At 73.8% G+C, this 20,998-nt stretch carries 17 protein-coding genes and 2 pseudogenes; 8 read left to right on the top strand and 11 right to left on the bottom strand.

All coding sequences use genetic code 11. The features are described from left to right. Positions 1-42: 42 nt before the first annotated feature. Positions 43-1,140: a mechanosensitive ion channel family protein gene (locus tag ACWD68_RS31980; protein WP_451809939.1), complete on the bottom strand. Its 1,098-nt coding sequence runs from the start codon at positions 1,138-1,140 to the stop codon at positions 43-45. Between the two features lie 271 nt (positions 1,141-1,411). Here ACWD68_RS31980 and ACWD68_RS31975 point away from each other — a divergent pair, with 271 nt between their 5' ends. Continuing rightward, the gene (locus ACWD68_RS31975) at positions 1,412-1,948 is read left to right on the top strand and encodes an HNH endonuclease (protein WP_266758820.1); all 537 of its coding nucleotides are present in this window, start codon (positions 1,412-1,414) and stop codon (positions 1,946-1,948) included. Between the two features lie 51 nt (positions 1,949-1,999). Here ACWD68_RS31975 and ACWD68_RS31970 read toward each other — a convergent pair whose 3' ends face one another. From ACWD68_RS31970 to ACWD68_RS31945, 6 genes are all read right to left on the bottom strand, one after another. After that, positions 2,000-2,647 carry a hypothetical protein gene (locus tag ACWD68_RS31970; protein ID WP_451809938.1) on the bottom strand — a complete coding sequence of 216 codons (648 nt, stop codon included), beginning with the start codon at positions 2,645-2,647 and terminating at the stop codon, positions 2,000-2,002. Next, a complete protein-coding gene (locus ACWD68_RS31965) occupies positions 2,644-4,194 on the bottom strand; it encodes a hypothetical protein (protein WP_451809937.1) in 1,551 nt (516 codons plus the stop codon). Before ACWD68_RS31965 ends, ACWD68_RS31970 begins: the two co-directional genes overlap by 4 nt. Beyond that, a complete protein-coding gene (locus tag ACWD68_RS31960) occupies positions 4,191-4,946 on the bottom strand; it encodes an ABC transporter ATP-binding protein (protein WP_451809967.1) in 756 nt (251 codons plus the stop codon). Before ACWD68_RS31960 ends, ACWD68_RS31965 begins: the two co-directional genes overlap by 4 nt. Positions 4,947-5,047: 101 nt before the next feature. Then, entirely contained in the window at positions 5,048-6,058 is a 1,011-nt protein-coding gene (locus ACWD68_RS31955) for a zf-HC2 domain-containing protein (protein WP_451809936.1), read from the bottom strand. Then, positions 6,055-6,675, bottom strand: a complete 621-nt coding sequence (locus tag ACWD68_RS31950; protein ID WP_451809935.1) for an RNA polymerase sigma factor — start codon at positions 6,673-6,675, stop codon at positions 6,055-6,057. The genes ACWD68_RS31955 and ACWD68_RS31950 overlap by 4 nt, the downstream gene beginning before the upstream one ends. Positions 6,676-6,708: 33 nt before the next feature. After that, positions 6,709-9,993 (bottom strand): beta-N-acetylglucosaminidase domain-containing protein, encoded by a 3,285-nt coding sequence (locus tag ACWD68_RS31945; protein WP_451809934.1) that lies wholly within the window; start codon positions 9,991-9,993, stop codon positions 6,709-6,711. Between the two features lie 297 nt (positions 9,994-10,290). Between ACWD68_RS31945 and ACWD68_RS31940 the strand changes: the two genes are divergently transcribed. Genes ACWD68_RS31940 through ACWD68_RS31930 form a run of 3 tightly spaced genes read left to right on the top strand, consistent with a single transcriptional unit; the run spans position 10,291 to position 13,004 of the window. Next, positions 10,291-10,560, top strand: a complete 270-nt coding sequence (locus tag ACWD68_RS31940) for a hypothetical protein (RefSeq protein WP_385707310.1) — start codon at positions 10,291-10,293, stop codon at positions 10,558-10,560. After that, positions 10,560-12,707 (top strand): 4-alpha-glucanotransferase, encoded by a 2,148-nt coding sequence (gene malQ / locus ACWD68_RS31935; protein WP_451809933.1) that lies wholly within the window; start codon positions 10,560-10,562, stop codon positions 12,705-12,707. Before ACWD68_RS31940 ends, malQ begins: the two co-directional genes overlap by 1 nt. A gap of 57 nt (positions 12,708-12,764) precedes the next feature. Continuing rightward, a complete protein-coding gene (locus tag ACWD68_RS31930) occupies positions 12,765-13,004 on the top strand; it encodes a hypothetical protein (protein ID WP_451809932.1) in 240 nt (79 codons plus the stop codon). 178 nt (positions 13,005-13,182) lie between these two features. Here the strand turns inward: ACWD68_RS31930 and ACWD68_RS31925 are convergent, their stop codons facing one another. Then, positions 13,183-13,890 (bottom strand): TetR/AcrR family transcriptional regulator, encoded by a 708-nt coding sequence (locus tag ACWD68_RS31925; RefSeq protein WP_451809931.1) that lies wholly within the window; start codon positions 13,888-13,890, stop codon positions 13,183-13,185. A gap of 103 nt (positions 13,891-13,993) precedes the next feature. Here ACWD68_RS31925 and ACWD68_RS31920 point away from each other — a divergent pair, with 103 nt between their 5' ends. Further along, complete coding sequence (locus ACWD68_RS31920; RefSeq protein ID WP_451809930.1) at positions 13,994-15,493, top strand: FAD-dependent monooxygenase; 1,500 nt, start codon at positions 13,994-13,996, stop codon at positions 15,491-15,493. Here the strand turns inward: ACWD68_RS31920 and ACWD68_RS31915 are convergent. Beyond that, the gene (locus ACWD68_RS31915; protein WP_451809929.1) at positions 15,490-15,987 is read right to left on the bottom strand and encodes a MarR family winged helix-turn-helix transcriptional regulator; all 498 of its coding nucleotides are present in this window, start codon (positions 15,985-15,987) and stop codon (positions 15,490-15,492) included. The genes ACWD68_RS31920 and ACWD68_RS31915 overlap by 4 nt on opposite strands. Positions 15,988-16,269: 282 nt before the next feature. On the opposite strand from ACWD68_RS31915, the gene ACWD68_RS31910 reads away from it, so the two are divergent. Next, complete coding sequence (locus ACWD68_RS31910) at positions 16,270-17,364, top strand: EamA family transporter (RefSeq protein WP_451809928.1); 1,095 nt, start codon at positions 16,270-16,272, stop codon at positions 17,362-17,364. On the opposite strand, the gene ACWD68_RS31905 is transcribed toward ACWD68_RS31910, so the two are convergent. Further along, positions 17,285-17,761, bottom strand: coding sequence for a DUF1203 domain-containing protein (locus ACWD68_RS31905; protein ID WP_451809927.1), 477 nt, complete (start codon positions 17,759-17,761; stop codon positions 17,285-17,287). The genes ACWD68_RS31910 and ACWD68_RS31905 overlap by 80 nt on opposite strands. A 112-nt stretch (positions 17,762-17,873) precedes the next feature. Here ACWD68_RS31905 and pepN point away from each other — a divergent pair, with 112 nt between their 5' ends. Next, entirely contained in the window at positions 17,874-20,453 is a 2,580-nt protein-coding gene (gene pepN, locus ACWD68_RS31900; RefSeq protein ID WP_451809926.1) for an aminopeptidase N, read from the top strand. A gap of 182 nt (positions 20,454-20,635) precedes the next feature. Here pepN and ACWD68_RS31895 read toward each other — a convergent pair. Beyond that, positions 20,636-20,878: pseudogene (locus ACWD68_RS31895) on the bottom strand (SDR family oxidoreductase); the annotation flags it as partial. A 33-nt stretch (positions 20,879-20,911) separates the two neighbouring features. Here ACWD68_RS31895 and ACWD68_RS31890 point away from each other — a divergent pair. Next, positions 20,912-20,998 (top strand): annotated as a pseudogene (locus ACWD68_RS31890) (poly-gamma-glutamate biosynthesis protein PgsC/CapC); the annotation flags it as partial.

Raw genomic sequence — 20,998 nt, 5'->3', positions numbered from 1 at the left:
TCCCGGGCGCCGCCTTCCGCTCGTGCGGTCGAGTCCGCGCGCCTACTTCGGAACGGGCGTCGGTGTGATCGGCGAAGCCGCCATGGCCTGCGGGGACGCCGGGTTCGCCTGGGCCGACGGTGCGGCCACGTTCTCCGTCGGGTCGGGGGCCGGCTCCTCCTCCGGCTCGGCCGCCGCGCCGCCGACGATGCGGATGTCCGCCGCGTCGAAGGCCCGCTTGATGCGCCAGCGGAGTTCGCGTTCCACGGAGAGGGCCTTGCCCGGCATGGTCTTCGCCGAGACGCGGACCACCATGGAGTCGAGGAGGACGCTGTCCAGGCCCAGGATCTCGATCGGGCCCCACAGGCGCTCGTTCCAGGGCTCTTCCTTGCTGAGGGTCTCGGCGACGTCGTCGATGACGGACCGGACGCGGTCCAGGTCCTCCGAGGCGCGGACGGTGACGTCCACACCCGCCGTGGCCCAGCCCTGGGAGAGGTTGCCGATGCGCTTGACCTCGCCGTTGCGGACGTACCAGATCTCGCCGTTGTCGCCGCGCAGCTTGGTCACGCGCAGGCCCACCTCGATGACCTCGCCGGAGGCGACGCCCGCGTCGATCGTGTCGCCGACGCCGTACTGGTCCTCGAGGATCATGAAGACACCGGAGAGGAAGTCGGTGACCAGGTTGCGGGCACCGAAACCGATCGCGACACCGGCCACACCGGCCGAGGCGAGCAGCGGCGCCAGGTTGATCTCGAACGTGCCGAGGATCATCAGCGCGGCCGTACCCATGATCAGGAAGGACGCGACGGAGCGCAGCACCGACCCGATGGCCTGGGAGCGCTGCCGGCGGCGCTCCACGTTCACCAGCAGACCGCCGAGCGCCGTGCCGTCGACGGCCTCGGCGGTGCGGCTCATCCGGTCGATGAGCTTGGTGATCGCCCGCCGCACGGCCACTCTCAGTACGGCGGCTATCACCAGGATCAGCAGTACACGCAGACCTATCGCCAGCCAGGTCGACCAGTTCTCCTCGACCCAGCTGGCTGCGTTGGTCGCGCTTTCCTGGGCGTCCTGAAGCGTGGGGGTCACCGGACCGGTCGTCGTCGAGGGAGACGGCGACGGGGTCGAACCGGTGGCCAGGGCCAATAGGACGGGCAGGGACACAGCAGGTACCTCCAGGCGTAGCGGTCTGCCCACGGCAGGGGACATGAGGGGCGCCGTTCGGGCAGAACCACCACACTAACGGGGCATCGTGTGTGGATTGTTGCCATGTTCAGGGGAGAGGCGCTGCTCACCTGGGGATGAAGGGGGTGTGGTCGAAAACACTCCCAGCCCGTTACCGGGACATGGTGGCGCTTCCACCAGGCATGAGGGGAGACTGACTGCAGATCGTCCCGGCGCGAGCCACGCGCCGCCGGCGTACAAGGAGGCATCCGTGCCGCATGTCCTGGTCCTCAACGCGTCGTACGAGCCCCTCGGCGTCGTACCGCTCCGCCGCGCGCTCGTCCTCGTCCTTGAGAACAAAGCCGTCTCTCTCGAGGAATCCGGCGCCTTCATGCACAGCGCGACCGTTACTGTCCCCGCACCCAGCGTGGTCCGGCTGAAGAGGTTCGTACGGGTTCCCTACCGAGGGCCCGTCCCGCTGACCAGGCGAGCTCTGTTCGCCCGCGACGGCGGCCGGTGCATGTACTGCGGTGGCGTCGCAACCAGCGTCGACCACGTCATCCCGCGCTCACGCGGGGGTCAGCACGCCTGGGACAACGTGGTGGCGTCCTGCCGCCGCTGCAACCACACCAAGGCCGACCGCCACCTGGTCGAGATCGGCTGGCGCCTGCGCCACAAACCGGCCCCGCCGTCGGGGCTCGCATGGCGCATCATCGGAACCGGGCACCGGGACCCACGCTGGTTGCCCTACCTGCAGCCGTACGGCGCGGACGACGCGATGGCCCGGATCGACGGCATTTCCGCCTGACGATCCGGGCTTTTGTGTCGGCTCGCGAGGCCCGGCCCGTGAGGCCCTGCGTCAGCCGCGGGGTCCTTCGGGGCGGGCACCGCGGGCCGCGCAGAGTGCCGTCCCGGTCACGAAGAGTGCGAGTCCGGCGACCCAGGCGGCACGCTGGGGGCCGGGCTGCATGAACCAGGCCAGGACTGTCGCGTTACTCACACGGGGCGAGGAGGCCGAGAGGTACACGGCGCTGAAGTAGAGCGTCGTCGGCAACCAGCTGAGCCGGGCGCCGAGCAGCACCGCCGCGGTCGCCGTGAGGCCGACGGCCCCCAGTGTGTTGCGGACCATCGCCGCCGCGCCGAACACCTGGGAGTGCCCCGGCACGGCGAGGGCCAGCAGCGCCGCCGCCAGAGCGCCGAGGACGAGCAGGTGGGCCAGGCGCCTCGGCCACCAGGGGCGTACGGCGGTGTCGTCCAGGTCGCGGGTGTACGTGTGAAGGCTCACGCCGATCACGGCCGAGGCGAGCAGCGGCGCGAGCGCGACCAGCGGCACCCTGCGGTTCGGGTCGAGGTAGGCGTCCGGACGGCCCGCCACCCACACGGTGAGCAGCGCGGCGCCGGCCAGGGCCGCCAGGGCCGTCGGGACACCCCGCGAGCGTGAGTAGAGGGCGAGAGGGCGGAGCCCGGGCGTGTGCGCGGGCTTCTGGAGTGTCTGCGGGGTGTTCACAGGGAGGGCACCTCGCTCGGCTTCGGGTCGCACGTGCCGGCCGTCGCGAAGTAGCGGCCGAGCCAGGAGCGGCGTTCGTGGTCGGTCATGGCCGTGAGTCGCGCGTACGCACGGTCCTCCGCCCGGTACCTCGCGAGTTCCTTCGTGTCACCCTGCTGCCGGGCCCTCGCCACGAATCGCCCCCGTAGTTTCTCGGCCGATGCGTCCGGGCCCAGCCAGCGCAGCACGGCTTCGTCGGTGACCTGGATCCGCTGCGCGGTCGGCGACCCGGCGCAGTCCGGGCGGACCAGCATGTGGGCCGCCTCCCACGCGTACCGCTCCGGATCGGCCACCTCGCCGCGGACGGCGCTCCAGCCGAGCGGAGTGAGGTTCGGCAGCTGCGCCTCGTCCCGGCGCGGGGACCGCCACAGGTCCTCGTAGCGGACCGGCAGGTTCTCTACGTCCTTCAGCCGGTCGGTGAGGCCGGAGAGCGCCCGGGTCACCTTCGGCAGCATCCCCGGATAGGTGGCGTTGACGCAGACGTCCGGGGTGGTCGAGTTGTCGCACACCTGGCGATGGGCGAGCGGGTTGTCGCGCAGCAGGCCGTCGCCCGTCTGGACGAGGAGGACGGCGGCGCCGAGAGCGGCCGCGAGCGGCAGCAGCGCGGTGACACGGCGGTGCGCGGCCAGGGCCAGGACCGCGGCGGTGGCGAGCCCGGCCGCCCACAGGGCGGACACGAGCGGGTACCACCAGCGGGCGAGGTCGCTGTCACCGAAGACATGGACCGCGCAGAACGCGAGGTGGCGCAGGTCCGACCGCTGGGTACCGAGCAGGCCCGCGACGACGTACCCGCTGATCGCGAGCAGGGGAGCGGTCAGCCGGAAGGAGATCACCCGCCCGGCCACGTGACCGAGGACCGCGCAGGCGGCGAGCGAGAGGGCGTTCCCGGCGTACACGGTGAACGCCGGACCGCCGGCCGACGCGTACGGAGCGCAGGCCGCCACGGCCCCCGCGACCACCAGCAGGTAGGCCGCGGCCAGCCAGCCGGCGAGCGGCAGTGCGGCCACCAGGAGCTGGACGAGCGGTGTACGGGCGGACGAGGAACGCAGCTCCGTCATCCGCAGCCTGCGCTCCCGGCCGCCCTGCCAGGAGCCCGCGGCGAGCGCGAACGGAACGCCGATCATGGCGGCCGCGGTACTCAGCAGGTCGGTCGTCGACCCCCAGCTGCCCTGCCACTCGGCCGACTTGGCGGCGACGGCCCACGCGAGAGCGAGCAGCAGACCGGCGGCCGCCCAGGGGGCGAAGCCGCGCAGCGACTCGACGCGGAGGGGATGGGGGGCGGAGCCGGGGCTCGGGGCGGAGGCAGTGCCCCGGCGCACGGCCTGCGAACCGCGGAGGCCCGCCGGGCTCTGCTCGGTCAGCGTGTCGGTCGGGTGGCCTTCATGAGGCTGTACGACCGTCGGGCGGCCGTCGTCCGGCCCGGTCCCCCGGCTCATACCGAGGTCTCCGTCGGCCTGCGAGGGCGGGCCGACCGGACCGTCCCCGCCGGACTGGACACGTATGTTCATCGGCCGGCTCCCGTCGCCGTGCGGTGGCCGCGCAGGGCCGTCGTGTAGCCGCGTTCGATGGCGTTGCCGTCGGACTCGTCGCCGTCCGCGCCGAGCGCGGCGAGCGAGCGGGGCGTGCCGCGGTAGGCGACCTGTCCGGCCTCGATCAGGGTCACGTCCGTGCAGGCCGCGGCCACGTCCTCCACCAGGTGGGTGGAGACGATCACGGTGGCGGTCCTGCCCAGCTCCCGCAGCAACGCGCGGAACTCGACGCGCTGTTCCGGGTCGAGACCCGCGGTGGGCTCGTCGAGCAGCAGCAGACGGGGGTCGTTCACGATGGCCTGGGCGATGCCGACGCGCCGGATCATGCCGCCGGACAGGGTCTTGACCTTCGTGTCGATGCGGTCGGCGAGGCCGACCCGGGCCACGGCTTGTTCGACCGCGCCGGGGGCGGCCGCGGGCGGCAGTTCCTTCAGCCATGCCACGTAGGCGACGAACTCCCGCACCGTGAAGCCCGGGTAGTACCCGAAGTCCTGGGGCAGATAGCCGAGTTCCCGGCGCACCGCGCTGCGCTCCCGGTGGCCGCGAAGGTTGCTGCCGAGCATCTCCACCCGGCCCGCCGTGGGAGCCGCGACCGTCGCGAGGACGCGGATGAGGGATGTCTTGCCGGCGCCGTTGGGGCCGAGCAGGCCGTGGACTCCGGGGCTGAAGTCCAGGTCGACGGCGTCCAGGGCGGTGGTCCTGCGGTGCCTGACGGTCAGTCCGGAGACCAGTACGGCGGCGGTCCGGGGACCGCCCCCGCCGTGCTCGGCCGGGTGGGTTCCGGGGCGTTCGTCGCCGTCGAGGGCCGGTGTACCGGTCGTACCAGGGATGTTCACATCGTCTCCAGACGGTCGTACGCGGTGCGGCGCGCGGCGAGGAGGAGCGCGCACAGCACGGTGGCCGCGGCCCAGCCCCCCTGGGACGAGGCACCGGTGAAGTAGAGGGAGAGCTGATCGGTGAGGCGGGCCGTCAGACGGGTGCCGGTGGCCGCGAAGAGCGGAGCCGTGACGGCGAGCACCCAGCCCCCGCCGACCACCGCCGTGGCGGTACGGCAGCCCACGTACCCGCAGAGCACGAGCGAGGCCAGGGTCAGGGCCAGTCCCGGCAGCAGCCAGCCGGCCGTGGCGGGTCCGGTCGGCAGGTGCGGGCCGGAGGACGGCAGGAGCAGCCCCGCCACCGTCAGCAGCGGCAGGCTGACCGCCAGCACGGCGGCCGTTCGTGTCAGCAGGAGGCGCAGCCCGCCGGAGGGGGCGGACGCGGCGATCTCATGCAGCGGATCGGCGTGCCGTCCGTAGGAGAGGGCGACTCCGGCCACGGGGACGACGGGGGCGGCGGCCAGCAGCCAGGGCCGTGCGCTCGTCCATCCGCCCCCGTACGCGAGCGCGACCGCCCCCACGGCGACCAGCACCACGGCACCGGCCCAGGCTCCGCGTACGGCGGGCCCGGCGGCCCAGACGAGCCGCGCGAGCCGCCCCCCGACGGCTCGCGCGGCCCTCGGTACCGTCGGCGCGGGCCCGAAGGCCGGAACCGGCGCGGGCTCCGTGGCCGATGGCGGGACCGGCATCGGCACGCGGCCCGGTACGGGTGCGGCAGCCGGACGTACGGCGACCGGGACTTGGGCGGTTGCGGCGGCCGGGGCCGGTTCGCGCACCGCGGTCAGGACCGCGTCCCTGACCTCCGCAAGCACCACGCCCGCCGAGCCCGCCCGGACGGCGTGCGAGACGCGCGCGGCGCAGGAACCGCAATGTTCCAGGTGTTTCTCGAGGGACCAGGCGTCCGTTTCCGGAAGGGAGCCGTCCGCGTAGCGGGCGACGAGGTCGTCGGGGGCGTGCCAACCGGTCATGCCGGGCCTCCCAGCGGGGACGGAGCCAGGGACGGATGCAGGTAGGGGTTCTGCGACGGGTTCAGCTGGGCGAGGGCGGCGCGGAGTTCGGCGCGGGCCCGCATGGCACGCGTCTTGACCGTGCCCTCCGGGATGCCGAGGAGACGAGCGGTCTCGCGCGTGGACAGCCCGTCCACGACCGTGGCCCGCAGCACCTCGCGCAGTTCGGGGGAGATGCGGTCCAGTGCCGTGCCCACGTCGCCGTACTCGAGTTCCGCCAGCACGTGGTCCTCGGCCGACGGTGCGGGCACCGGCGCCGCGTACTCCACGCGCGCCGCCCGCTCCTGCACCCGTCGCGCATCCACCAGACGCCGCGCGGCGATCGTCCACAGCCAGCCGCCGGCCTCCGCTCCCCGGTGGGTGCCGGCCGACCGCCACACGGTCACGAACGTGTCCTGCAGCACCTCGCGCACGACCTCGGGATCGGCACAGCGCCGGGTCAGCCGCATGTGCAGCCAGCCGGCGTGCCGGTCGTACAGCGCGGCCATCGCCGCCGAGTCCCCGTCCGAGACGGCCCGCAGCAGCGCCGCGTCCGAGTCGTCCTGCCGGTGGCCCCTCAAGGGGCGGAACAGTCTCACACCCCGTCTATCGATCACCTCGGGGTCATCGGTTCACTCCGCCGAGGATTCCTGCCCGGCGGCCTTCTCCGCGACCGCGTACGCCTCCGCCGACCACAGCGAGTACCCGTACCGCGTCGCCCGCTCGACGCCCTGGACGCGTACGTAGCGGACGTCGCGTTCGTCGAAGCGGAGGGATTCGCGGCCGCCGCGGCCGTCGGTCACCGTCGTCGCGGTGCGCCAGACGCGTCCGTCGGCGGAGACCTGGACGCGGTACGTGGACGGGTACGCGTCCTGCCAGCTCAGCACGAGCCGGCCGAGGCGCGTCGGCTCGGCGAGCCGTACCTGCCACCAGGCGCCGTTCTCGACGGGGGAGGACCAACGGGTCCCCGGATCACCGTCGTTGGCCGCCGACGCCGGGAAGTCGGGGGTCTCGTCGCCGGACGAGGAGGCCGTGCCGGTGCGGGCCAGGTCGGGGCCCGCCGTGCGCGGGAAGGCGCGCACGGTCAGCGTGCGGGTCTGCGAGCCGAGGGCGACCGTGACGTCGTACGAGCCCGACGGCGTCCCCGGCGGGACCGTGACCTCGACGAGGCTGTCGACGACGGCGCCGCGCGGGAGGGTCGGCGAGGGCTGGGAGACCTTGACCTCGATGCCCTTCGGGGCCCGCGCGGTCAGTTCACCCCTGACGTCTGAGGGACGCAGCGACGACAGCCGGGCCGTCACCCGCTGCGTACCGCCGATCTCCACGTCCGTCACGGAGCGGGCCAGCTCCAGCGCCACGGCGGGGGAGTCGGCGAACCACGGCACGAGATGGCGGACCTGGGAACGCGGAGGACCGCCGACCCGGAGCGCGTCCGCGCGCACGCCCGCCGCGCCGATCTCCGTCGCACCCCCGGCATCGAGCGCGCCGAGGTACCGCCAGCCCTCGCCCGGGACATGCGCCTCGACGAAACCCGCCGTGCCCGGATCGGTGAGCACGCTCACCGCGGTGAGCGTGCGGGGGCGCGTCAGGCGGACGACGCGCCCGTCCTGACCGGCGCCGCCGTTCTCCCGTGTGCCGTCGTCCTGCGGCAGGCCGTCCCGCGGGGTCCCGCCGTCGTCCGGGGGACCGCCGCCGTCCGCCGCGTCGTCGCCGGTCCTCGCGCCGCCGTCCGCCGTCGCTCCGGTGTCCTTCCCGGCGTCGCGGCCCGTGGAGGGATCGTTGTCGAGGCCCGCCCACTGCTCGTACGCCGTGCGGGCCTTCGTCAGGAACGGGTCGAGCACGCCCTTGCCGACCGTCACCCCGCTCGCCGCGAGGTCGGCGCGCTGCCGCTCCAGGGTGCGGTACGCCGTCCAGGCCGCCGTCGCGTCACCGCTCGACTGGGCGCTCAGCAGCGTGACGGCCGTCTCGCCGGCCGCGCCATAGCGCGCCAACTGCTCGGTCCAGGGCTCCACTTCGGTGGCGATCGGACGCCCCGCCAGGCGTTGGGGCGTCTCGCGCATGACCGTGAACGCCGCGCGCAGCCGCTCGGCCGCGCTCTCGTTCGCGGCCCGGTCCGTGGTCGTCCGCGCCTGCCAGAACGCCTCGATGAGCGGGCGCAGATACGCCGACTCCTCGCCGCCCAGGACGGAGGAGGCGTCGTTCCCGGCCAGCGCGCGCAACGCGTCCGCGCTCCGGGCGTCGCCGTCCGCGAGGTCCTCGATCGCGGCACCCCAGGACTCCTGGGGCCGGTAGTCCCGGGGGTTCCAGGCGTAGTCGGCCGCGGTGAACAGCGGGATGCGGGAGGCCTCCGCCTGGGGCATCGCGTTCGCCAGCAGCGCCGCCGAGCCCGTGGCCACCGCCGGTTCGCGTCCCTGGTAGGGGCCGAGGAACACCCGGTCCTGCGCGTAGTCGTTGACGGGGTAGTTGTCCATGGTGACCAGCGGGTGGCTGCCGAACACCTCGCGGGTGCGCGCCAGTTCGCCGCCCGTGATCGTCTTCGGCACGACGCCGACGCCGGTCCACGCGACCTCGACGCCCTCGTCCAGGGCGCTCGCGAGCTGCCGGCGGTAGGCGGTCGAACCGTCCTCGTAGTACTCCGTCGGCATCAGGGACAACGCGGCCACGTCCGGGTGGCGTGCGGCCAGGTGCCGGGCCACGGCGTTCGCCACCCGCGCCTGCGCCTTCGCCGCCGACCCGGAGCCGGAGCCGAACGCGTCCGCGTCCGCCCCGCAGTGCCACTCGGTGTAACTGACGTCCTGGAACTGCAGCTGGAACGCGCGGAATCCGAGCGCCCACATGGCGTCGAGCTTGCGCGTGAGTGCCTTCACGTCGGCGTCCGAGGAGAAACACATCGCCTGCCCGGGGGCCACCGCCCAGGTCAGCGTGACGTGATTGCGGCGCGCGCGCTCCGCCAGGTCCCGGAAATGGGCGCGCTGCCCGGCCGGGTACGGCTCACGCCAGCGCGCCTGCCGGTAGAGGTCGTCACCGGGTGCGTAGACATAGCGGTTCTGCTTGGTCCGCCCCATGAAGTCCAGCTGCGCGAGGCGCTGCTCGGGGGTCCAGGGACTGCCGTAGAACCCCTCGGTCGTGCCGCGCACGGCGGTGCCGGGCCAGTCCCGGACGACGGCACCGGCGATCCGGCGGTCGGCCCCGAGGAGCTGACGCAGCGTCTGCACCGCGTGGTACAGGCCGTCCTCGCCGACCCCCGCGAGAGCGACGGTGTCGCGGCCGTCGGCCCGGCCGACGGCCAGCCGGTATCCGCCGGAGGGGAGATCGGCGCGGGGCGCGGCGCCGAGCGCCGTGAGCGCCCGCTCCAGGGAGCCCGACGCGGCCGGCGTGCCGGAGAAGGAGCTCGCGCCCCGCGCGCCCCGCCCGCCGGTGTTCGCCGATTCCGCGCCCGCGCGCACCACCAGGGCGTGCGCCGGGAGGGCGTCGCCGTCGCGCGCCGTCGTGATCCTGCGGGCGCCGGCCTGCCGCAGCAGGCCGCGCAACGCTTCGAGGGCGTACGGGTCGAGCGGTGTGTCCGAGGCGTGCGGGTCGATGGCCACGCCGGGGGCGTACGGAGCGAGGGGAACGCCGGGGGAGTACGAGCCGGCCGGAGAGCCGGAGCGCGCGCCGCGGAGCGAGCCGGACGCCGCCGGGCCCGTCGTGCCGGTGATCAGGACGACCTCGTCCGTGACGGTGACCGGAGCGCCGTTCGCGCGCAGGGACTGCGGGCGGGGCCAGACGGCGGGCACCCCGCTGCCGGTGGGCTCGCGGTCGTCCGCGGTGGCCGTCGGGCCGGGAGGCGCCGCGACAGCGGCGGGCGCCGTGCCGAGTGCGCTCGCGACGACGGCGAACGCGAGCGCGGTCGCCCCTGTTCCACGCCGGAGCCGCACGTTCCCCCCTGGTGTCTCGCCGCCCCGACCGCAGCGTCGGGGTGTCGCCGAGCCCACCATCCGGGCGGTGAAGGTGTCAACGAGAGTGGCCGAAGTGCCAGGATTGCCCCAGCCTGGAGGGGCGGCCCGGAGGTGTGGGACGGCGACAGGATGTGACCAGAGGCACGTTGTTCGTCCGTATGCGTCTGCCGTCGTGCCCACGGGGTAGGGCTGCGGTGACCGCCAGGGCATCCGTTTCCGGCACGATCTGCCGGAATGCCCTCGGCCGCCGTATCCGACCTCGACAAGGAGGCCCCCGTGGCCGCATCGGCACACCTTCTCCTCTCGGCCCTGTCCAAACGCGGAACGGAGCCGTCCGTCCCCGGCCCCCGCGCGGGACGGGCGTCCGTCGAGCCCGAGGGCGCCCACCTGTGCCTGCTCAGCGCGGAAGGCGCCTGCACCGAGGTGCCGCTGACCAGCGAACCCCCGCTGCCCGACGCGGAACCGCTGACCAGCGAGCCGCCGCTGGCCGACGCCGCGCACCTGACGAGTGAGCCCACCTCGACCGGCGCCGCGTCGGGGGTCTGATGGCAGACAGTGGGCCCGCCGACCCGCCGCGGACGCCATCGGAGCCGGCGCCGCGGACCTCCCTGTCCCGGCTCGCCGAACTGCACGGCGTCGCCCCCGCCTACAGCCCCTCCCCGGACCGCACGGTCGCGGCCTCGGACGCCGCGCTCGTCGCGATCCTGGCGTCCCTCGGTGTCGACGCGAGCACCCCGGACGCCGTACGCGCCGCCCTCGCGCACCATGAGGCCGAGACGGCCGAACGGCTGCTGCCGCCGACGCTGGTGAGCTGGGACGGCCACGCCCCCGCCGCGCTGGCCGGACTGCCGGACGGCACCCGGCTGCGCGTCACCACCGAACAGGGCGAGACCCGCACCTCCGCCGGACAGCTCCCGCCCGGCGTCCACGCGCTGCACGCCACCGCCCCCGACGGCCGCACCGCCGACGCCCACCTCGTCGCGGCTCCCGCCCGGCTGCCCGCGCCGCCCGGACGCACGTACGGCCTGCTCGTCCAGCTCTACTCCCTGCTCTCCCGCCGCTCCTGGGGCATGGGCGACCTCGGTGACCTCGCCGAACTGACCGCCTGGGCGGGCCGGGCGCTCGGCGCCGGATTCGTCCAGGTCAACCCCTTGCACGCGGCGGTGCCCGGCGACCCCACCGACCCCTCCCCGTACCGGCCCTCCTCCCGCCGCTTCCCCGACCCGGTGCACCTGCGCGTCGAGGACATCCCCGAGTACCCGTACGCCGAGGACCGCGACGGCCTGCGTACGGTGCTGGAGCGCGCCGGACTGCTGCGCGAGTCCGTCCTGGGCAAGGGCGCGTTGATCGACCGTGACGCCGTGTGGGACCTCAAGCGCGAGGCGCTCGAATCCGTCCGCGCGGTGCCGCTCGGACCCGGACGCCGGGCCGCGTACGCCGACTTCCTCGCGGAGGAGGGCCAGGCGCTGGAGGACCACGCCACCTGGTGCGCGTTCGCCGAGGCGCACGGCTCCGACTGGCGGAGCTGGCCCGCCGGCCTGCGCGACCCCCGCTCGTCCGAAACCGCCCGCGCGCGGGGCGAACTGATGGACCGCGTCGACTTCCACAGCCGGCTCGCCTGGCTCACCGACGCCCAGCTCGCCGCCGCCCAGCGCTCCGCGCGCGACGCGGGCATGACCATCGGGCTCGTCCACGACCTGGCCGTCGGCGTCCACCCCGACGGGGCCGACGCCTGGGCCCAGCAGGAGTACTTCGCGGCCGGCATGTCCGTCGGCGCGCCCCCGGACGCCTTCAACGCGCGCGGCCAGGACTGGGGCCTGCCGCCCTGGCGCCCCGACCGGCTCGCCGCCTCCGGATACGCCCCCTACCGCCGCCTCCTGCGCGCGCTCCTCCGGCATGCGGGCGCCCTGCGCATCGACCACGTCATGGGCCTGTTCCGGCTCTGGTGGATCCCCCAGGGGCAGCCGCCCACGGAGGGCTCGTACGTCCGCTACGACGCCGAGGCGATGCTCGCGATCCTGGTACTGGAGGCCTCGCGGGCCGGAGCGCTGGTGATCGGCGAGGACCTCGGCACGGTCGAACCCGGGGTGCGCGAGGCGCTCCAGGAGCGCGGAGTGCTGGGCACCTCGGTGCTGTGGTTCGAGCGCGACTGGGACGGCGACGGCATGCCCCTGCCGCTCGACCGCTGGCGCGCCGACTGCCTGGCCACCGCCACCACCCACGACCTGCCGCCCACCGCGGCCCGGCTCACCGGCGAACACGTCGAACTCCGCGACCGGCTCGGCCTGTTGACCCGCTCCCTCGACGAGGAGCGGGCGGCCGCCGCGGCGGACACCCGGGAGTGGCTGGCGCTGCTCTCCCGGCTGGGGCTGCTGCGCGGCGAGGGCGGCGGGGCCCCCGCGACGGCCGAGGAGGCCGAGATCCAGGCCGTGCACCGCTTCCTGCTGCGCACCCCGGCCCACATGATCGGCGTCTGGCTCCCGGACGCCGTCGGTGACCGCCGCCCGCAGAACCTCCCCGGCACCTGGGACCAGTACCCCAACTGGCGCCTGCCGATCGCCGATGCCGAGGGCCGTCCGGTGACTCTGGAGGAGCTCGCCGCGTCACCCCGGCTGCACGCCCTGATCGACGTGGTGCGGGCGGAGAGCGGCCGGGCCGGCGCGCCCGGGACCCCTCCGCGCCGTGCCCCTTGACCTCCGTACGGCACCCCCGGGCGCGCGGCTCAGTCAGGTGTTCGCTACGTTTGCACCGTGGACAAGAAGAACGCTCTGCGCGCCGGTGCCCTGGCCGCCGGTACGACGCTGATGATGCTGCTCATGTCGTCCCCCGCGCTCGCGCTGACCCGCGACGACGGCGACGACCCCGGCTCCGGCCTGAGCGTGATCGAAACGCTCGGTCTCTACGTCGCGGCGCCGATCGCGCTGTTCCTGGTCATCGCCGGCCTCGTGATGGTCCTGGACAAGTCCGACAAGCAGCCGAAGCAGGGCTGAGCCCCGCTCTTCGCACCGAACTCTCCGTCGAGGGAGTCCGCGCACCCACCGGTGCGGGGACTCCCTCGACGCGTTTTCACGACTCGCCACGCCCCGACTCGCCACGCCCCGACCCGCGGCGCCCCGAGCCGCGCGTCACGGGCCTTGTGTCCGCCGCGGTCGTCCGCCCGGACGCGGCCTAGGGGTGCGGTGCCGTCAGATAGCGCTGCATCGTCGGGCCGAGCCACGCCACGATCTCCTCGCGGTGCAGCGCGACGGCCGGGGCCAGTCGCAGGATGTAGCGGGCGAGCGCGAGTCCGAGCAGTTGTGAGGCACAGAGCGCGGCGCGGGCCGGAGCCTGTTCGGGGTCGGGGCAGGCGCGCTGCGCCACCGGCGTGAGCTGGTCCCTGAAGATGCTCTGCATCCGTTCTGCGCCGGACTGGTTGGTCACGCCGACCCGGAGCATGGCGGTGAGGACCTCGTTCTCCTCCCACAGGTCGAGGAAGTGGCTCACCAGGACACGGCCCACGTCGTCCGGGTCGAGGGCCGCCGGATCGGGCAGCCGCAGATCGACGTCGAGCACGGCCGCGAACAGCCCCTCCTTCGAGCCGTAGTAGCGCATGACCATCGAGGGGTCGATGCGCGCGTCCCTGGCGATCGCGCGGATCGTGGCGCGCTCGTAGCCGTCGGCCGCGAAGCGCTCGCGGGCGGCGGTGAGGATCGCGCCGCGGGTGGCGTCGGAGCGGCGGGGTGCCACCGCGGGTGCGGTGCCGGCTGCCGGGCGGCGCGCTGCCGGACCGGCAGCGGACACGGGTGTCGCAGGCGCCACGCCGGACCCCGGGAGTGCGCCGGAGCCGGACCGGGACCCGGACCCGGAGTCGGACTCGTGCTGTTCCTCGACTGGCATGCCAACGACCGTAGGCCAACACGTGTTGACAGTCCAGTAGCGCCCTCCTATGTTGGCGAACAAAGCGTTGGCCAACAAGCGTTGGCATCACGAGGAGGCCGTCATGACCGGCAACACGCACACGCCCCCCGCTGCCCCCCGGCAGGTGGTCGTCGTCGGTTCAGGCCCGACCGGCCTCCTGTTGGCCGGCGACCTCGCCGCCGCCGGCGTCCCGGTCACGCTTGTCGAGAAGCGCCCCCACGGGATCAGCAATCTCTCCCGCGCCTTCGTCCTGCACGCCCGCACCCTGGAGCAGCTCGACGCCCGCGGACTCGCCGACGACCTCGAGCGCAAGGGTGAGGCCCTCGACCGCATCCGGCTCTTCGGCGGACTCGCGCTCGTACTGGACACGCTGCCCTCCCGCTTCAACCACCTGCTGGTGATTCCGCAGTACGAGGTGGAGGAGGCGTTGCGGCACCGGGCGGAGGAGGCCGGGGTGCGGTTCACGTACGGGACGGAGGTGACCGGGCTGAGGCAGGACGCGGGCGGGGTGACGCTCGAAGTCCGGGGCGCGGGCGGGGAGCCGGAGGGGTTGGCGGCCGACTACGTCGTCGGGACGGACGGAATGCGCAGTGCGGTGCGGGCGGCGGTCGGGCTGCCGTTTCCCGGCAGGTCGGTCATCCGGTCCGTCGTGCTCGCGGACGTCCGGCTCGACGAGCGACCGGAGTCGGTGCTGACCGCCAACGCCGTCGGTGACGCCTTCGCCTTCATCGCGCCCTTCGGAGACGGCTACTACCGAGTGATCGGCTGGCACCGCGGCCGGGACGTCCCGGACAGCGAGCCGGTCGGACTCGACGAGGTCAAGGAGATCACCCGGCTCGCACTCGGGCGCGACTACGGCATGCGCGACGCCCGCTGGATGTCCCGCTTCCACAGCGACGAGCGCCAGGCGCCCGCCTATCGCGTGGGCCGCGTCTTCCTCGCGGGCGACGCCGCGCATGTGCACACCCCGGCCGGCGGCCAGGGCATGAACACCGGGCTCCAGGACGCGGCGAATCTCGGCTGGAAGCTGGCGGCCGTCTGCAACGGGCAGGCGGACCCGGCCCTGTTGGACACCTACCAGACCGAACGCCACCCCGTCGGCGCGTCCGTGGTGCGCAGCAGCGGTGGCATCGTGCGGCTCGCGATGGCCAAGCGCCCCTGGACACGGGCGCTGCGCGCGGCGGTCACCGCGGTCCTCGGGCATGTCGGCCCCGTGCGCCGCAGGGCGGTAGGCCGGATCACGGGCATCGGATACGCGTACGGGGCGCCGCGTGGCGCTCACCCGATGGTCGGCACCCGCGCCCCCGACATCGCCCTGAAGAGCGGCCGGCTCTACGAGGCCCTGCGGGGCGGGAGGTTCGTCCTGATCGCCCCGCGGCCGTACGAGGCCGGGGAGATCGGGGAGGTCGGGCGGGCCGGGGAACGCGCGGGCCGTCTCGCCGTGGAGAGCTGGGCGGGTGGGCGGCGTACGACGGTGCTGGTGCGGCCCGACGGACACGTGGCCTGGGCCGCCGAGTCCCCGGACGCCACCGAGGTCGAGGCGGCCCTCGCCGCCGCCGTGGGTGCGCCGGACGCGCCCTAGGAGGCGGTGGCTGCCAGCAGCGGGCGCAGCAGGCCGGCCAGTTGGACGGCCTGCTCGTTGTCGAGGGCCGAGAGCGCGGCCGTCTGGACGTCGAGCCCCGCTCCGACGGCCTCGTCGATCAGCCGCAGGCCCTCGTCCGTCAGCGTGACCCGGAGGCCGCGCCGGTCGTGCGGGTCGGGGGAGCGGCGGAGCAGTCCGGCGCGCTCCAGTTTGTCCAGGCGCCCGGTCATGCCGCCGGTGGTCAGCATGAGCGTGGCCGAGAGCTGGCGCGGCGAGAGCGTGTAGGGGGCGTCGGAGCGGCGCAGGGTCGCCAGCACGTCGAACTCCCCGCGCGAGATCCCGTACCGCGCGTACGCCTTCTCCATCCGGTCGCCCATGGCGCGAGAGAGCCGGAAGACGCGCCCGAAGACCTCCATCGCGGCGGTGTCGAGGTCCGGCCGGACAGCGGCCCACTGCTCGATGATCGCGTCGACGGGGTCCTTGGGGGTGCTCATGGGGGCGAGTATCCGCCGCGTCGCAGGTCGGCCGCAAGAAAGTAGCTCGGAAGGGAGTGGGTCGGGAGGAAGTGGCTCGGCAGCGAGTGGATCACCCCGGAGCGGGTCGCCAGCAAGCAACTTGCTTCTAAGTAGATTAGAGCTAAGCTATTTAGTGCCGGCCTGCTCAGCTCCTGTACGTCACCTCCGGTGATCTGCCTCCGCCACCTTCCCGCTGCCGACCCGCCACCGACCCGCTCCCGTCGGCCCTCATCCGCCGGCCTCCTCGAAACCGGGTGTCCCGTGGACGCGAACCGCTCCGCCGTCATCGCCCTCACCGCGCTCGCCCCCGTCTCCTGGGGCAGCACCTATGCCGTGACCACCGAGTTCCTCCCGCCCGACCGGCCGCTGTTCACGGCCGTGCTGCGTGCCCTGCCCGCGGGGCTCCTGCTGCTCGCGCTCGCGCGTGTGCTGCCGCGCGGCGTCTGGTGGGGGAAGGCGGCCGTGCTGGGCGCGCTGAACATCGGCGCGTTCTTCCCGCTGCTGTTCCTCTCGGCGTACCGGCTGCCCGGCGGAACGGCGGCCGTGGTCGGGTCGGCCGGTCCGCTGTTCGTGGCCGGTCTCTCGGTGCTGCTGCTCGGCGACCGGCCGACCCTGCGGACGCTCCTCACCGGCGTCGCGGCGGCCCTCGGTGTCAGCCTCGTCGTCCTGAAGGCGGCGGGCGCGCTCGACCCCGTGGGTGTTCTCGCCGCGGTCGCCTCCACCGCCTCGATGTCCACCGGCACCGTGCTCACCAAACGGTGGGGGCGGCCGGACGGAATCGGCCCACTGGCGCTGACCGCCTGGCAGTTGACCGCCGGCGGGCTGCTGATCGCGCCGGTCGCCCTGGTGGCCGAGGGCGCGCCGCCCGCGCTGGACGGCCGGGCGATCGGCGGCTACCTGTACCTCGCGCTGGCGAACACGGCGGTGGCGTACTGGCTGTGGTTCCGGGGCATCGGCCGGCTCACCGCCACCCAGGTCACGTTCCTCGGCCCGCTCTCGCCACTGACCGCGGCGGTGATCGGCTGGGCGGCGCTGGGGCAGGCGCTGACGCCGGTGCAAATGGCGGGCATGACACTGGCGTTCGGGGCCACGCTGTTCGGCCAGCTGAGAGTGCGCCCGGCCGCCGGGTCCGCCCCGGCCGTGACCGGCCCTGCCCCGCCCGCCACCGGCTCCGCCCCGGCCGTCCGGGAGCCGTCCGGGGCGCCCCGGCCCGAGCGGAGTCCCCGGGCCCGGCGTACCCCGTACGGGGACGGCCCCGCTGCTCCTCCTACCGGAGCTAGCCCCGGCGCACCTCGTACAGGAAGCAGCCGTACTCCACTGCCCGCACATGGACCAGTGCCACCTCCGGGTCCGTGAACGCCGCCGTGAAGGCCTCGTCGAACGCGTCCGGCGTGGGGACCAGCCGTCCGCCCAGGATGCGTCCCTCGGCCGAGTAGCGGCGCAGCGTGCGGTGGGCGTTCGTGAAGGGGAGGTCGTCCCCGGCCGGGCCCGCGCACTCGTCCGCGTGGATGAAGACCGGCCCCTGCTCGTCGTACGCGCCCGGTTCGGCGCCCGTCTCCGCGGCCCAGCGCCGCAGCGGAGCGTAGGAGACCAGGGCGATGCGCTCGCCGGGCTCGCTGCGGCGCAGGCAGCAGCGCAGCGGGGCGCCGCCCTCCTCGTCGGTCAGCGGGGCGAGCGGACGGCCCGCGTCGTCGCTCTCGCGGAGTTCCTTCAGGACGGCTGGGCCGATGGGGTGTGCGGTGTACGTCGTCATACGTCCAGGCTCGCGCCCGCGCGTGCCCGGCACCGGCGGGAAACGGACATCGCGTTCCGTGCGGGTCCCGTGGAAGGATGGCGCAACCCACACATAACGAGGAGATGACCGCGTGCCTGGCACAAACCTGACCCGCGAAGAGGCGCAGCAGCGCGCGAAGCTGCTCACCGTTGACTCGTACGAGGTCGATCTCGACCTCTCCGGCGCGCAGGAGGGCGGCACCTACCGGTCCGTGACCACGGTGCGCTTCGACTCCGCCGAGACCGGCGCGGAGTCCTTCATCGACCTGGTGGCCCCGGCCGTCCACGAAGTCACCCTCAACGGCGATCCGCTCGACCCGGCCGAGGTCTTCAAGGACTCCCGGATCGCGCTGCCCGGTCTCCTGGAGGGGCGCAATGTCGTCCGTGTCGTCGCGGACTGCGCGTACACCAACACCGGTGAGGGCCTGCACCGGTTCGTCGACCCCGTCGACCAGCAGGCCTACCTCTACACCCAGTTCGAGGTGCCGGACGCGCGCCGCGTCTTCGCGTCGTTCGAGCAGCCCGACCTGAAGGCCACCTTCCAGTTCACCGTGAAGGCGCCGTCCGGCTGGACGGTCATCTCCAACTCGCCGACCCCGGAGCCCAAGGACGACGTCTGGGTCTTCGAGCCGACGCCGCGGATCTCGACGTACATCACCGCGCTGATCGTCGGCCCGTACCACTCCGTGCACAGCGTGTACGAGAAGGACGGGAAGTCGGTGCCGCTGGGCATCTACTGTCGCCCCTCGCTCGCCGAGTTCCTCGACTCGGACGCGATCTTCGAGGTCACCCGGCAGGGCTTCGACTGGTTCCAGGAGAAGTTCGACTACGCGTACCCGTTCGGGAAGTACGACCAGCTCTTCGTGCCCGAGTTCAACGCGGGCGCGATGGAGAACGCGGGCGCGGTCACCATCCGTGACCAGTACGTCTTCCGCTCCAAGGTCACCGACGCCGCGTACGAACTGCGCGCCGAGACGATCCTGCACGAGCTGGCCCACATGTGGTTCGGCGACCTCGTGACCATGGAGTGGTGGAACGACCTCTGGCTGAACGAGTCGTTCGCCACCTACACCTCCATCGCGTGCCAGGCCTACCACCCCGACAGCCGGTGGCCGCACTCCTGGACCACCTTCGCCAACTCCATGAAGACGTGGGCGTACCGGCAGGACCAACTGCCGTCCACCCACCCGATCATGGCCGAGATCCGCGACCTCGACGACGTGCTCGTCAACTTCGACGGCATCACGTACGCCAAGGGTGCCTCCGTCCTCAAGCAGCTCGTCGCCTACGTCGGCATGGACGAGTTCTTCAGCGGCGTCCAGGCCTACTTCAAGGCCCACGCCTTCGGCAACACACGGCTCTCCGACCTGCTCGGCGCCCTGGAGCAGACCTCCGGCCGCGACCTCGGGACCTGGTCGCAGAAGTGGCTCCAGACCGCCGGGATCAACATCCTGCGCCCGGAGGTCGAGACCGACGCCGACGGCGTCATCACCTCCTTCGCCATCCGCCAGGAGGCCCCGGCCCTGCCCGCAGGCGCCCAGGGCGAGCCGACGCTGCGCCCGCACCGCATCGCGGTCGGCCTGTACGACCTCGACGGCGGAAGCGGCAAGCTGGTGCGCGACGAGCGCCTGGAGCTGGACGTGGACGGTGAGCTGACCGCCGTACCGCAGCTCGTCGGCCGGCGCCGCCCCGACGTGGTCCTGCTCAACGACGACGACCTGTCGTACGCCAAGGTCCGCCTCGACGAGGACTCGCTGGCCTTCGTCACCGAGCACCTCGGCGACTTCGAGTCCTCCCTCCCGCGCGCCCTGTGCTGGGCCTCGGCCTGGGACATGACCCGCGACGCGGAGCTCGCCACCCGTGACTACCTGGCGCTGGTGCTGTCCGGCATCGGCAAGGAGTCCGACATCGGTGTCGTGCAGTCGCTGCACCGGCAGGTGAAGCTGGCGATCGAGCTGTACGCCGACCCGACCGCCCGCGAGGCGCTGCTGACCCGCTGGACGGACGCGACGCTCGCCCACCTGCGCTCGGCCGCGGCCGGCGGCGACCACCAGCTGGCCTGGGCGCGCGCCTTCGCGGCGACCGCGCGCACGCCGGAGCAGCTGGACCTCCTGGAGGCGCTGCTCGAAGGCCGCGAGACCATCGAGGGTCTCGCGGTCGACACCGAACTGCGGTGGGCGTTCGTGCAGCGTCTCGCGGCCGTCGGACGCTTCGACGAGGCGGAGATCACCGCCGAGTACGAGCGCGACAAGACGGCCGCCGGTGAGCGGCACGCGGCCACGGCCCGTGCGGCCCGTCCCTCCGAGGAGGCCAAGGCGGAGGCGTGGGCCTCGGTCGTCGAGTCCGACAAGCTCCCGAACGCCGTGCAGGAAGCGGTGATCGCGGGCTTCGTCCAGACCGACCAGCGTGAACTGCTCGCCCCGTACACGGACAAGTACTTCGCCGTGGTCAAGGAGATCTGGGACACCCGCTCGCACGAGATCGCGCAGCAGGTCGCCACCGGTCTCTACCCGGGCATCCTGGTCGCCCAGGAGACCCTCGCCAAGACGGACGCGTGGCTGGCCTCGGCCGAGCCCAGCGCCGCCCTGCGCCGACTCGTCTCGGAGTCCCGCTCGGGCGTCGAGCGGGCCCTGAAGGCGCAGGCGGCGGACGCGCAGGCGACGACCGCGTAGTCCGTGAGCGGGTGGTCCGCGGACGCGTGGTCCGTGACCGCGTGATCCGCGGACGGCCGGTCCGCGAACACAGGGGCGCCGACCTGCCGGGCCGGCGCCCACGGCGGCGGGCGGGAGACCGAACAGGTCTCCCGCCCGCCGCCGTTCTCCCGCCCGCCGCTGTCCGCCGTACGGGCGTCCGCCGTCTCGGGCACCCCGGCCGCCCACAGGCCCACGACCCGCAGTCCGCGCGGTCCCAGCTCCGTCGCCAGGTTCCGCACCAGGGTGTCGATCGCCGCGTCCGCCGGTCCGGTGCCGCCCGTCATCGGACCGGCGTGCGCCGAGCCGCTGTTGAGCGTGAGCACCACACCGGAGCCCGCCTCGGCCATGCGCCGGATGGCGGCCCGGGCGGTGACGAAGTTGGTGCGGACGCCCGTCCCGACGGGGCGTACGAGCTGTCCGTGGAATCCGGAGGGGCCCTGGGCTTCATCGTCCCCGGTCTCGTCGGCTACCAGCTGGTGCGCCAGCCCAAGGGGGCCACGCTGCTGTCGACCGGCTCGGTCACG

This window comes from Streptomyces sp. NPDC005141, from assembly GCF_053599975.1.
This window is presented reverse-complemented; position numbering and strand designations above follow the sequence as displayed.

Bases quoted from the DNA above. Each gene is read 5' to 3' on its own strand.
- ACWD68_RS31965 (WP_451809937.1), bottom strand. From the start codon at position 4,194: ATGAACATACGTGTCCAGTCCGGCGGGGACGGTCCGGTCGGCCCGCCC.
- ACWD68_RS31955 (WP_451809936.1), bottom strand. From the start codon at position 6,058: ATGACCGGTTGGCACGCCCCCGACGACCTCGTCGCCCGCTACGCGGAC.
- malQ (WP_451809933.1), top strand. From the start codon at position 10,560: ATGGCAGACAGTGGGCCCGCCGACCCGCCGCGGACGCCATCGGAGCCG.
- ACWD68_RS31925 (WP_451809931.1), bottom strand. From the start codon at position 13,890: ATGCCAGTCGAGGAACAGCACGAGTCCGACTCCGGGTCCGGGTCCCGG.
- ACWD68_RS31920 (WP_451809930.1), top strand. From the start codon at position 13,994: ATGACCGGCAACACGCACACGCCCCCCGCTGCCCCCCGGCAGGTGGTC.
- ACWD68_RS31915 (WP_451809929.1), bottom strand. From the start codon at position 15,987: ATGAGCACCCCCAAGGACCCCGTCGACGCGATCATCGAGCAGTGGGCC.
- ACWD68_RS31905 (WP_451809927.1), bottom strand. From the start codon at position 17,761: ATGACGACGTACACCGCACACCCCATCGGCCCAGCCGTCCTGAAGGAA.